Source organism: Paracoccus sediminis, assembly GCF_900188295.1.
Taxonomy (GTDB): domain Bacteria; phylum Pseudomonadota; class Alphaproteobacteria; order Rhodobacterales; family Rhodobacteraceae; genus Paracoccus; species Paracoccus sediminis.
Genome location: NZ_FZNM01000007.1, coordinates 75,164 through 87,398 on the forward strand (window position 1 = coordinate 75,164; position 12,235 = coordinate 87,398).

General features: G+C 64.0%; 12 protein-coding genes. 7 read left to right on the forward strand and 5 right to left on the reverse strand.

Going from position 1 to position 12,235, the window contains the following annotated elements; all coding sequences use genetic code 11:
- The first annotated feature begins 3 nt into the window (after positions 1-3).
- Positions 4-360, forward strand: coding sequence for a phosphoribosyl-AMP cyclohydrolase (hisI, locus tag CHB77_RS11270; protein WP_089388321.1), 357 nt, complete (start codon positions 4-6; stop codon positions 358-360).
- Here hisI and gluQRS read toward each other — a convergent pair.
- From gluQRS to CHB77_RS11295, 5 genes are all read right to left on the reverse strand, one after another.
- Positions 357-1,208 carry a tRNA glutamyl-Q(34) synthetase GluQRS gene (gluQRS, locus tag CHB77_RS11275; protein WP_089388322.1) on the reverse strand — a complete coding sequence of 284 codons (852 nt, stop codon included), beginning with the start codon at positions 1,206-1,208 and terminating at the stop codon, positions 357-359. The genes hisI and gluQRS overlap by 4 nt on opposite strands.
- Positions 1,190-2,527: a methylenetetrahydrofolate--tRNA-(uracil(54)-C(5))-methyltransferase (FADH(2)-oxidizing) TrmFO gene (gene trmFO, locus CHB77_RS11280; RefSeq protein WP_089388323.1), complete on the reverse strand. Its 1,338-nt coding sequence runs from the start codon at positions 2,525-2,527 to the stop codon at positions 1,190-1,192. Before trmFO ends, gluQRS begins: the two co-directional genes overlap by 19 nt.
- A gap of 94 nt (positions 2,528-2,621) precedes the next feature.
- Complete coding sequence (locus tag CHB77_RS11285; protein ID WP_089388324.1) at positions 2,622-3,245, reverse strand: 50S ribosomal protein L25/general stress protein Ctc; 624 nt, start codon at positions 3,243-3,245, stop codon at positions 2,622-2,624.
- 65 nt (positions 3,246-3,310) lie between these two features.
- Positions 3,311-4,519 (reverse strand): alpha-hydroxy acid oxidase, encoded by a 1,209-nt coding sequence (locus CHB77_RS11290; protein WP_089388325.1) that lies wholly within the window; start codon positions 4,517-4,519, stop codon positions 3,311-3,313.
- A 55-nt stretch (positions 4,520-4,574) separates the two neighbouring features.
- Entirely contained in the window at positions 4,575-4,838 is a 264-nt protein-coding gene (locus tag CHB77_RS11295) for a hypothetical protein (protein WP_089388326.1), read from the reverse strand.
- Positions 4,839-4,913: 75 nt separating this feature from the next.
- Here CHB77_RS11295 and CHB77_RS11300 point away from each other — a divergent pair, with 75 nt between their 5' ends.
- The 6 genes from CHB77_RS11300 (at position 4,914) to nrdR (ending at position 12,216) form a co-directional block, all read left to right on the forward strand.
- Complete coding sequence (locus tag CHB77_RS11300) at positions 4,914-5,498, forward strand: TetR/AcrR family transcriptional regulator (RefSeq protein ID WP_089388327.1); 585 nt, start codon at positions 4,914-4,916, stop codon at positions 5,496-5,498.
- Positions 5,499-5,530: 32 nt separating this feature from the next.
- Entirely contained in the window at positions 5,531-7,426 is a 1,896-nt protein-coding gene (gene dnaG, locus CHB77_RS11305) for a DNA primase (protein WP_089388328.1), read from the forward strand.
- Between the two features lie 139 nt (positions 7,427-7,565).
- Positions 7,566-9,539, forward strand: a complete 1,974-nt coding sequence (gene rpoD / locus CHB77_RS11310) for an RNA polymerase sigma factor RpoD (RefSeq protein WP_089388329.1) — start codon at positions 7,566-7,568, stop codon at positions 9,537-9,539.
- A 133-nt stretch (positions 9,540-9,672) separates the two neighbouring features.
- Positions 9,673-11,211 (forward strand): DNA recombination protein RmuC, encoded by a 1,539-nt coding sequence (locus tag CHB77_RS11315; RefSeq protein WP_242626638.1) that lies wholly within the window; start codon positions 9,673-9,675, stop codon positions 11,209-11,211.
- Positions 11,208-11,633, forward strand: coding sequence for a secondary thiamine-phosphate synthase enzyme YjbQ (locus CHB77_RS11320; RefSeq protein WP_089388330.1), 426 nt, complete (start codon positions 11,208-11,210; stop codon positions 11,631-11,633). Before CHB77_RS11315 ends, CHB77_RS11320 begins: the two co-directional genes overlap by 4 nt.
- Positions 11,634-11,751: 118 nt before the next feature.
- Positions 11,752-12,216, forward strand: a complete 465-nt coding sequence (nrdR, locus tag CHB77_RS11325; RefSeq protein WP_089388383.1) for a transcriptional regulator NrdR — start codon at positions 11,752-11,754, stop codon at positions 12,214-12,216.
- Positions 12,217-12,235 lie beyond the last annotated feature (19 nt).

A 12,235-nucleotide genomic window follows, 5' to 3' on the forward strand; every position in this document is an offset into this window, starting at 1 on the left:
CCGATGTTCGACCCCGCCAGCCTGAAATACGATGCGAACGGCCTTATCCCGGCCATCGCCCAGGATGCGGACAGCGGCGATGTTCTGATGATGGCTTGGATGAACGCCGAAAGCGTGGCCCGCACCCTGCAAACCGGGCGCGTCACCTATTGGTCCCGATCCCGCCGGTCGTTCTGGATCAAGGGCGAAACGTCGGGGCATATGCAGGAACTGGTGGAACTGCGGATCGATTGCGACCGCGACTGCGTGCTGGCCATGGTGCGCCAGACCGGTCCCGCCTGCCACACCAACCGGAGAAGCTGCTTTTACACCGCGATCCGCAATGATGCCGAGGTCGAGGTCATGGCACCGATGGCCTAGAATCCGATGAGGCGGCGGATGTCCTGCGGGGTCGCGCCGTCGTCGCGGTAATGGCGGATGGCGCGGCCATCGTCGCGTTTCGCCAGCCGCTTGCCGGCGTCGTCGCGGATCAATCGATGGTGATGGTAAAGCGGCGTTGGCAAATCCAGCAGCCGTTGCAAAAGAACGTGGACCCAGGTTGCATCGAACAGATCCTTTCCGCGCGTGACGACAGTTATGTCCTGCGCCGCGTCGTCCACCACGACCGCAAGGTGATAGGACGTGCCCATGCCGCGCCGCGAAAGGATCACATCGCCGATGCCATTCAGGAACTGATCGCGGAACAGGGCATGGTTCTGGCCGGGCAGGATCGCCTGATCCCGGAAGGCGACGTGGTCCCGGCCCAAGGCATCAAAGGCGCGCGCGGCATCCAGCCGGATTACGTCGCCGGGTTCGGCGTCGGACAGGCGGCGTACCCGGCAGGTGCCGGGATAGACCAGCCCGTCGGGACCGGCGGGCAGGGCGCCTTCCTGCGGCGCCGACAGCGCCGCGCGGATGTCGCCGCGACGACATCGGCACGGATACGTCAGCGGAGCCAGCCGTGCCAATGCATCGCGATAGGCCGCCATCCGGTCCGACTGCCGCATCACCGGCTGCTGCCATGTCAGACCCAGCCAAGCCAGATCCGCGTAAATCGCGGCTTCGTATTCGGGACGACAACGGTCGCGGTCGATATCCTCGATACGCAACAGGAACTGTCCGGGATCGGCTGAATGCTGTGCCACAAGCGCCGCATAGGCATGGCCAAGATGCAGCAGCCCCGTGGGCGAGGGCGCAAAGCGCGTGCGTCTTACTGGGGCGCCAGCCATGCGGAAAAGTCGTCCTTGGCCCGCTGCGTATAGGCCGGGTATCGGTCCTTGCGGCCCTTCCGGCCGCTGCGCATCTCCTCCAGCGGCGGAAACAGCCCGAAGTTGACGTTCATCGGCTGGAACGTCTTGGCCTCGGCTCCGCCGGTGATGTGGTGGACCAGGGCGCCCGTGGCCGTGGTCGCCGGGGGTGGGGGCAGGTCGCGTCCCCGCGCCTGCGCCGCCGCCATCCGGCCCGCCAGCAATCCCATGGCGGCGCTTTCGACATAGCCTTCGACCCCCGTGACCTGTCCGGCAAAGCGCAGGTTCGGGCGCAGCCGCAAGCGCATCCGATCGTCCAGCAATGTGGGCGAATTCAGAAACGAATTGCGATGGATGCCGCCAAGCCGGGCGAACCCGGCATTCTCCAGGCCGGGTATCATGCGAAAGACCTCGGTCTGTGCCCCGTATTTCATCTTGGTCTGAAAGCCGACGATATTGTAAAGCGTTCCCAGCGCATTATCCCGGCGAAGTTGAACCACCGCGTAAGGTTTTTCATCCGGCTTGTGGGCGTTTGTCAGCCCGACCGGCTTCATCGGACCGTGGCGCAGGGTTTCGCGCCCGCGTTCGGCCATCACCTCGATCGGCAGGCAGCCGTCGAAATAGCCTGCGGTCTCACCCTCGTGAAACTCGGTCTTTTCGGCGGCCAGAAGCGCGTCGATGAATGCCTCGTATCGGGCGCGGTCCATCGGGCAGTTGATATAGGCGCGGCGTTCGGCCTCGGTTTCGCCCTTGTCATAGCGGCTTTGTTCCCAGGCCACGGACATGTCGATGGTGTCGGCATGGACGATGGGTGCGATGGCGTCGAAAAAGGCCAGGGCGTCGGTGCCTGTCACGGACCGGATCGCCTGCGCCAAGGTGTCCGACGTCAGCGGTCCCGTGGCCACGATCCAGTTTCCATCGGCGGGCAAGTCGGCAATTTCGCCTGGAACGATCCGGATCAGCGGCTCGGCGTGCAATGCCTGGGTTACGGCGGCGGAAAACGCCTCTCGATCCACGGCCAAGGCGCCTCCGGCGGGCAGCTTGTGGCGGTCGGCCATTGCCATGATAAGCCCATCGGCCGCGCGCATTTCCCAGTGCAACTGGCCCACCGCATTCATCACGTCATCGTCGGACCGGAAGCTGTTGGAACAGACCATTTCCGCGCAGTCCCCGGTCTTGTGGGCGAAGGTGCCCTTGGCGGGGCGCATTTCATGCAGGACCACGGGCACGCCCGCGCGGGCGATCTGCCACGCGGCCTCGGATCCGGCAAGGCCCGCACCGACGATATGGATTGGTTCCATGTGACCTCCTGCACACGGGCTAGCAAAGCGGCCCGCAAATAGAAAGGGGCGGCGCCAGCGGCGCCGCCCCGATGATCGTGCAACCCGGAAAGGATCACTCCTCGGCTGCGGCGGCCTCGGCAGGCTCGTCGTCGCCGCCGGACCGCAGGGCGGACGGCGCAGCGATGTTGGCGATCACGAAGTTGCGGTCGATGGTCGCCTTCGCGCCTTCGGGCAATGCCACGTCGTTGATGTGGATCGTGTCGCCGACGTTCAGACCTTCCAGATCGACGGTGATATGGTCGGGGATGTCGCCCGCCGTCACCATCAGTTCCACCTCGGGACGCACGGTCACCAGCGTGCCGCCGCGCTTGAGGCCGGGGCATTTTTCGTGATTGATGAAATCGACGTGGATGAACAGGTTCACCTTGGACGTGCGGCGCAGGCGCATGAAGTCGATGTGGATCGGCAGATCCTTGACCACGTCCTTTTGCACGCCGCGGCAGATGACGCGCACGTCCTCCTGCCCATCGACCTTGAGGTTGAACAGCGTGGACATGAACCGGCCGGCGCGCAGTTGCGTCAGCAGCTTGTTGAAGTCGAACTGGACGTTGACGGGATCCTTGTGGTCTCCGTAAACGACGCCCGGCACCTTGCCGTCGCGGCGAGCTTGGCGGGCGGCCCCCTTGCCTGACCCCGCGCGCGGCTCGGCCACCAGATCAGGGATCTCTTTGGCCATGATATATCTTCCTATCGGTTATGAACGCCGCCATCCTCCAAGGGTGCATGGCGACAGGTCGCGCCCTATACGGCAACGGGCGCGATTTGTGAAGTCCCCATCGGCGCCTGGACGTCGTATTCATCCAGAAAGCCCTTGGGGATCATCACATGCTGCGGGCCGATGTCCTTGATGTTGCGTTCCCCGCACAGCGCCATGCTGACATCCAGTTCCTTGCCGATGATTTCCAGCGCCTTTGTGACGCCCGCCTCGCCCATCGCGCCAAGGCCATGGATCCAGGCCCGGCCGATCCAGGTCGAATGCGCCCCCAGGGCCAGGGCCTTCAGCACGTCCTGGCCGGACCGGATGCCGCTGTCCAGATGGATCTCCACGCGGTTCCCCACGGCCTTGACGATATGCGGCAACATGCGGATCGACGACATCGCCCCGTCCAGTTGCCGGCCGCCGTGGTTGCTGACGATGATCGCATCGGCGCCGAAGTCGGCGGCAAGGCGCGCGTCGTCGGGATCGAGGATCCCTTTCAGGATCAGCTTACCGCCCCACATGTCGCGGATGCGCGCGATCTTGTCCCAGTCCAGCCGTTCGTCGAACTGTTCGGCCGTCCAGCTGCTGAGCGATCGTGTATCCCCGACGCCCTTGGCGTGACCCACGATGTTGCCGAACCCGCGCCGCCGGGTTTGCAGCATCCCCATGCCCCACCGCCAGCGGAACGCCAGATCCAGCATCGTCGGCAGCGTCAGCTTGGGCGGGGCGGACAGGCCGTTCTTCAGATCCTTGTGGCGCTGCCCCAGGATTTGCAGATCCAGCGTCAGCACCAGGGCACTGCATCCGGCCTGTTTCGCGCGCTCGATGATGGCGGCCAGGAAATCCTGGTCCTTCATCACATACAGCTGGAACATGAAGGGCTTGGTCGTGTTTTCCGCGACATCCTCGATGGAACAGATCGACATCGTGGACAGGCAGAACGGCACGCCGAACTTTTCGGCCGCGCGGGCGGCATGGATTTCGCCGTCGGCGTGCTGCATCCCGGTCAGGCCCACCGGCGCAAGGGCCACCGGCATCGTGGCGGGCAATCCGGCGATGTCGGATGCGATGCTGCGGTTGGACATGTCCACCGCCACCTTCTGGCGCAGCTTCAACCGGGCGAAATCGGTCGTGTTCTCGCGAAAGGTCTGTTCGGTATAGCTGCCCGATTCGGCATAGTCGTAGAACATCTTCGGGGCGCGGGCGCGATGCATCCGCTTCAGATCTTCGATCGAGGTGACGACGGGCATGAAACTCTCCGCAAGTTGGTAAAATTTTTTTACCAAATTGGTTGCATGTTGGCAATCAATCGCTTTGGATGCGCGCCAGGGCATCCGGTTCGATCACTGGACCCCGCAGCGCATCGGCCCGCCGCCGCAGGGCTGCGGCGCGCGCCTCGGCCTGGGCATCGACGACCGCTGGCGATGTCGCCGCAGCGGGGGCGTGATCGGGCAGGGTCGGTTCCGCCAGGATCTGGTCGGTCGGCAGCAGGCGGGGATAGGCTTCGGGGCTGGCGTCGCAGCCTGGCACAAGGGCGACGCAGGCGCACAGGATCAGGGCATGTTTCATGGGACAAAGCCTAGGCCTTGCCTGACGAGGGGGCAACGGGCTTTCCCGCGGCCTTGCCGCGCGCTAGAACACCGCATGGCCCGCACCCAAGGTTCCCGCGCCGATGTCACCGGCCCCCTGATCCGCGACCAGGCCCGCCGCCTGTTCGCGCGCCAAGGCTATGCGGCCGTATCGATGCGCCAGATCGCGTCGGCCGTGGGGGTGCAGGCCGGGGCGCTTTATGCCTATACGCCCGACAAGCAGGCGCTGTTGCTGGACCTGCTGGAAAGCCACATGCGGAATCTTCTGGCGGCCTGGACGGACATTCCGGGCGATCCTCTGGCGCGGCTGGAACATTTCGTCCGCTTTCACATCGACACCAGCCTGGATCATCCCGATGCAGTGTTCCTGTCCTATATGGAGCTGCGCAACCTGACGCCCCAGAACTTTGCCCGGATCGCCGATTTGCGCAGCCGTTACGAGGCCGCGCTGGAAACGATCCTGCGCGACGGCATGGCCGCCGGGGTCATGCGCATCGACGACCCGCGATTGGCGACGATGGCGTTGATCGCGATGCTGACGGGCGTGACGAACTGGTACCGCGAAGGCGGTCGGCTGGACCGGCGCCGCATCGGCGACATCTATTGGGGTCTTGTCCGGGGGGCCGTCGGCGCGGATTGACGCTGACGCCCGCCAAGCCCGATAATCGCCCCATGACCTTGCCCCCTGGCTTTCTTGACGAGATTCGCAACCGCGTTCCGATCAGCCGCGTGATCGGAAAGAAGGTCGTCTGGGATCTGCGCAAGTCGAACCAGGCGCGCGGCGACTGGTGGGCGCCATGCCCGTTCCACCAGGAAAAATCCGCCAGTTTTCATTGCGATGACCAAAAGGGGTATTATTACTGCTTTGGCTGCCAGGCCAAGGGCGACGCCATCAGGTTCCTGCGCGAGGCCGACGGGATGGAATTCATCGAAGCCGTCACGCTGCTGGCTGCCGAGGCGGGGTTGCAGATGCCCCAGCCCGATCCCCGCGCCCGCGAACGCAGCGATCGCCGCACCCGCCTGCTGGACGTGACCGAGGCCGCCTGCCGCTGGTTCCGCCTGCAATTGCAGACAGGCGCAGCCGCCGAGGCGCGCGATTATCTGGCCCGTCGCGGCCTTGACGCCGATGCCCTGGAACGGTTCGAAATCGGCTTTGCGCCAGACAGCCGAACGGCCCTGACCGCTGCGCTGCGGGACAAGGGTTTCAACGAGACGCTGATCGTCGAATCGGGCATGGCGGTCAAGCCCGACGGCGGCGGCGCGGCTTATGACCGCTTTCGGGGCCGCATCATCTTTCCGATCCGTGACGGGCAGGGCCGTTGCATCGGTTTCGGCGGGCGGGCGATGGATCCGGACGCGCGGGCCAAATACCTCAACAGTCCGGAAACCCCGCTGTTTGACAAGGGGCGCAATCTTTACAACCTCGGACCCGCCCGCGCGGCGATTGCCAAGGGGCAGCGGCTGGTCGTGGCCGAAGGTTACATGGACGTGATCGCGTTGGCGCGCGCGGGCTTCGAGGGCGCTGTGGCCCCCCTTGGCACCGCGATAACCGAGGACCAGTTGCGCCTGATGTGGCGGATTTCGCCCGAACCCGTGATCGCGCTTGACGGCGACGCCGCCGGCCAGCGGGCGGCCCGGCGGCTGATCGACCTTGCGTTGCCGATAACCGGGCCGGGCCAGGCCCTGCGCTTTGTCGTTCTGCCCGCAGGCCAGGATCCCGACGATCTCATCAAGGCCGCCGGACCCGCCGCCATGGGCGCGCTGCTGGATGGGGCACGCCCGCTTGTCGATCTGCTGTGGTCACGCGAAACCGAAGGACAGGTCTTCGACAGCCCCGAACGCAAGGCCGCCTTGGACAAGCGGCTGAAGGACGCAATCGCCAGAATTCCCGACGACCTGACCCGCAACCACTATGCCGAGGAGTTGCGCCGAAAGCGATGGGATCTGTTCGGCGGATCGTCCCGACGTGGCGAAACGCGTGCGGATCGCCGCAAGCCTGTCCGGCAAAACGGGACGCAGGTTCCCCGCAGCCCCTTGCCGGTTCCGGCGGCGATGGATCCGCAGGCGGCCGCCGCCCTGCTGGAGGGGGCGAGCCTGCTGATCTGCGCTCTGCATCCCGACCTTGTTCCGCAGGTGGAAACGCGGCTGGAACGTCTGACCCCGCAGGATCCCGACCGCGCGGCGCTTCTGTTCGACCTGCTCAGCCACACCGAGAGCGCGTCCGGCCGTCGCGGCCTTGAAACCCTGCGCGTCGATCCCAATCTGGTTCCGATGCAGATCGCCGACAAGACATCGCTCGCGGCCGCCGCCGACCTGCGCGAGGCCCTGGACCGTCTTGAGGCAAGGACGATTTCGGAACGGGAAATCTGGCGGGCGGAGAACGAGATTACAGGCGAGGCGGACGAAGGACTGACATGGCGGTTCCGCCAGACCGGGCAGGTCCGCCACAGGATCGAACGGTTCGAGGATGACGACACCAAGGATCTGGACGAGGATCATGGCGCCTTGTCCGACCAGTTGTCGCAATTCCTGAATGGTCAGGTCTGGCGCAAGCCGCCGCGCCGCTGACCTTTTCCGGTGATTCGTCCGCGGTCGAATCGCTTTGCCGGCCCGCCCTTTGATTCGGTGGCCCGGCGCGCTAGTTATGTGACGGATTTTCGGTGATTCGCCGCTGCTTGCGAATCACTACCTACAAAGGGAACCCTTGATGGCCACCAAGGACGACGATCACGACAAGACCGACAAGGACGACAATGCCCACACCCTGGACATGAGCCAGGCTGCCGTTAAACGCATGATCGCCGATGCGCGCGAACGGGGCTATATCACCTACGACCAGCTGAATGCCGCCTTGCCGCCCGAACATGCGTCCTCGGAGCAGATCGAGGATGTCATGTCGATGCTGTCCGAAATGGGCATCAACGTGATCGAGGACGAGGACGGCAACGAGGAACCCGAAGGCGGCGCGGTCGCCGTTGTCGGATCGAATTCGCGCGAGATCGCCGTTTCGTCGTCCGAAACCGAGAAGCTGGACCGGACCGACGATCCGGTAAGGATGTACCTGCGCGAGATGGGTTCGGTCGAGCTGCTGTCGCGCGAAGGCGAGATCGCCATTGCCAAGCGGATCGAGGCCGGCCGCAACACCATGATCGCCGGCCTGTGCGAAAGCCCGCTGACCTTCAAGGCCATCACCATGTGGCGCGAGGAGCTTCTGGACGAGGAGATCCTGCTGCGCGACGTGATCGACCTGGAAACCACCTTCGGCCAGTCGCTGGACGACGAGGAAGGGGTCGAGGAAGACCTGTCCGACAGCGCCGCCCCCAGCGACAGCGGCCAGAAGCGGGAAGAACTGGATGCGGACGGCAACCCGATCCTGGTCGAGGAAGACGAGGACGAGGACGACGGTGCCAGCCTGTCCCTGGCCGCGATGGAAGCCAGCCTCAAGCCCAAGGTCCTGGAAACCCTGGAGCTGATCGCCAACGACTACGAAGCTCTGGCGGCAATGCAGGACCAGCGGATGTCGGCCACCCTGAACGAGGATAACAGCTTTTCCGCCAGCGCCGAATCGGACTATCAGGTGCTGCGGTCGCGCATCGTCGGGCTGGTGAACGAACTGCATCTGAACAGCAGCCGGATCGAGGCCCTGGTCGATCAGCTTTACGGCATCAACCGCCGGATCGTCACCATCGACAGCGGCATGGTCAAGCTGGCCGACGCGGCGCGCATCAACCGCCGCGAATTCATCGATGCCTATCGCGGCACCGAACTGGATCCGGCCTGGGTTGATCGCATGTCCCAGCAGTCGGGCCGCGGCTGGCAGGCCCTGTTCGACCGGTCCCGCGACAAGGTCGAGGATCTGCGCAACGAAATGGCGCAGGTCGGTCAATACGTCGGCGTCGATATCGAGGAATTCCGCCGTATCGTGTCCCAGGTCCAGCGGGGTGAGAGGGAAGCCCGTCAGGCCAAGAAGGAAATGGTCGAGGCGAACTTGCGGCTGGTCATCTCGATCGCCAAGAAATACACGAACCGTGGCCTGCAATTCCTTGATCTCATTCAGGAAGGAAATATCGGTCTGATGAAGGCCGTGGACAAGTTCGAGTATCGGCGCGGCTACAAGTTCAGCACCTATGCGACATGGTGGATCCGGCAGGCGATCACCCGGTCCATCGCCGATCAGGCGCGCACCATCCGTATTCCGGTCCACATGATCGAAACGATCAACAAACTGGTGCGCACGGGCCGTCAGATGCTGCACGAAATCGGCCGCGAACCGACGCCCGAGGAACTGGCCGAAAAACTGCAAATGCCGTTGGAAAAGGTTCGCAAGGTGATGAAGATTGCCAAGGAGCCGATCAGTCTCGAAACCCCCATCGGGGACGAGGAGGACAGCCAGCTTGGCGATTTCATCGAGGACAAGAACGCCGTCCTGCCCCTGGACAGCGCGATTCAGGAAAACCTCAAGGAAACCACCACGCGCGTCTTGGCCAGCCTGACCCCGCGCGAGGAACGGGTTTTGCGGATGCGGTTCGGCATCGGCATGAACACCGACCACACGCTGGAGGAGGTCGGCCAGCAGTTCAGCGTGACCCGCGAACGCATCCGCCAGATCGAGGCCAAGGCGCTGCGCAAGCTGAAGCACCCGTCGCGCAGCCGCAAGCTGCGGTCGTTCCTGGATCAATGACAAGCACCGCCTTCGGGCGGTTCTTCCACCCTTTTGGCATGGCCCGAACCTCGTGCGCCGCCTGGGGGGGATCGGCGCTTGCAATCCAGGGGTAAATCGTGAACGCTGTCAGGATGCTTCACGAGGTTCGTTCATGCCCTCCGACGCGATCCTGATCGTCGCCTGCGCCTTTCTGGCAGCGGTCGTTCTGCTGTTGTTGTTTCAGCGCCGTGCCGCGCAATCCGAGGGCGGAGAGCAGCGGCTGCGCCTGGGGCGTCTTGAGGCGCAGGCCGAGCATTTGGAGGCGCGTCTGGCCGATATGGGGCGCGAACGCAACGGTCTGGCCAATTCCCTTCAAACCGAACGCCGGGATATCGCGCGGCTAGAAGGCGACCTGGCCCAGGCCAGGCTGGCTGCCGAAAAGGATCTGGCTGCCGAACGCCGAGAGGTCGCACGGCTGCACGAACTGCGCGACCAGATCGCCGAAGGGGTGTCCCGGCTGACTCTGGAACGCGACGGTTTGAACGAAACCCTGCGCACCGAACGCCAGACCATCGCCCGGCTGGAACGCGAGTTGTCCGATAGCCGTCTGGCGGCGCAAAAGGATCGGGAAGCCGCGCAGCGCGACATTGCCGTTCTGAAAGAATTGCGCGATGAAATGACCAATCATTTCAGGGTTTTATCCAGCGAAACCATCAAGACTCAGGGCGCGGAGATTCAGCGCGTGCAGGGCGATCAATTGAATGCCCTGCTGATGCCGTTTCGCGATCAGGTGCATCGGTTCCAGAACGAACTCCAGGCGCGCAACAAGGCCACGGACGAGGAACGCGCCCGGCTGCGCGAACAGATCGACGGCCTTTATCGCCGGTCCGAGGCGATCTCGCGCGAAGCGGTCAACCTGACCCGCGCCCTGAAGGGCGACAGCCAGAAACGCGGCGCCTGGGGCGAGATGATTCTTGAGCGGATCCTCGAGGATTCGGGATTGTTGTCGGGCACTCACTACACCACCCAGACCAGCCATCGCGGCGACGACGGCAAGACTTGGCGCCCCGATGTCATCATCAGGATGCCGCAGAAAAAGATGCTGGTCGTGGACAGCAAGGTATCGCTGGTCGCCTATGAGGAGGCGGTCAGTTCCGAGGATCCGGTGATCTGCGACATGGCGCTGCGCCGGCATGTCGCCGCGATCCGGCAGCATATCGCGTCGCTTTCGGGCAAGGGTTATCACACGCTGGACGAGGGATCGGTCGATTACGTCCTGATGTTCATTCCGGTCGAGGGCGCGTTTTCCGAGGCGCTGCGCATCGATCCGGATCTGACCCGGCACGCCATGGAAAACCGGGTCGGGCTGGCGACGCCGACCACCCTGATGCTGACGCTGCGTACCGTCGATCACATCTGGACGGTCGAACGGCGCGAATCGAACGCGGCGAACATCGCGGACCGCGCGGGCAAGCTTTATGACAAGCTGCACGGGTTCGTGTCGGCGATGGATGAGGTCGGGGTGGCCCTGGACCGGGCCCATAAAAGCCATGCCACCGCCATGGACCGCCTGTCGCGCGGATCGGGCAACGTGATCCGGCAGGCCGAACTGCTGCGACAGCTTGGCGCGCGCAATCAGAAGCAGTTGGCGATCCGCCATGACGGCGACGACGAACCGCCGTTGCTGGACAGCGCCGAGGCCGCCGAATGATCCGGAACCTGACGGTCGAAACCCATGGTCCCGCCTGCCATGACGTCACCGGCAGGGTTTCAGACTGGCTGAGAGAGATCGGCGCCAGAGATGGGATCGTCACATTGATGATCCGGCACACATCCTGTTCACTGCTGATTACGGAAAACGCCGATCCCGATGTCCAGAGGGATCTTCTGGAATGGCTGGATCGGATTGCGCCGCCCGCCGACTATCCCGCGATGTCGTGGTTGCGCCATCGCGACGAAGGACCGGACGACATGCCCGCGCATCTGAAAGCCGCGGTCCTGCCGGTCAGCCTGCAAATCCCGGTATCAGGGGGGCGAATGATGTTGGGAACCTGGCAAGGAATTCATCTTGTCGAACACCGCCGCGCACCGCATTCCCGCCAGATTGCGGCGGCTTTCCACAGCCTGGGATAGGCGCGGTCCTTGATTCAGGACGAGCAAGCAAACATCTTGTGCCTTGGGGATAATACTACCCAAGCCCTGCCCATGGGCATATACTGGTATGGATTCAGTGGCTTTGGGGGACAACCGGATGCGCTGCCCGTTTTGCGGAAACGTCGATACGCAGGTCAAGGATTCCCGCCCTGCCGAAGACAATGTGGCCATCCGCCGCCGCCGCTTCTGTCCGTCCTGCGGAGGACGTTTCACCACATATGAACGGGTTCAGCTGCGCGACCTCGTGGTCGTCAAGACCAGTGGACGCCGAGAGGATTTCGACCGCGACAAGATGGCCCGGTCCATCCGCATCGCCATGCAGAAACGCCAGGTCGATCCCGAGCGGATCGAACAGATGATAAGCGGCATCGTTCGCAGGCTGGAAAGCACGGGCGAAACCGACATTTCGTCCAAGATGATCGGAGAGATCGTGATGGAGTCCCTGTCACGCATCGACAACGTGGCCTATGTGCGGTTCGCCAGCGTTTACAAGAACTTCCAGGACGCGGACGACTTTGACAAATTCGTGTCCGAATTGCGGCCCGGCGCCGCCAGCGATTGACGTGCCCGATCCGGACGAC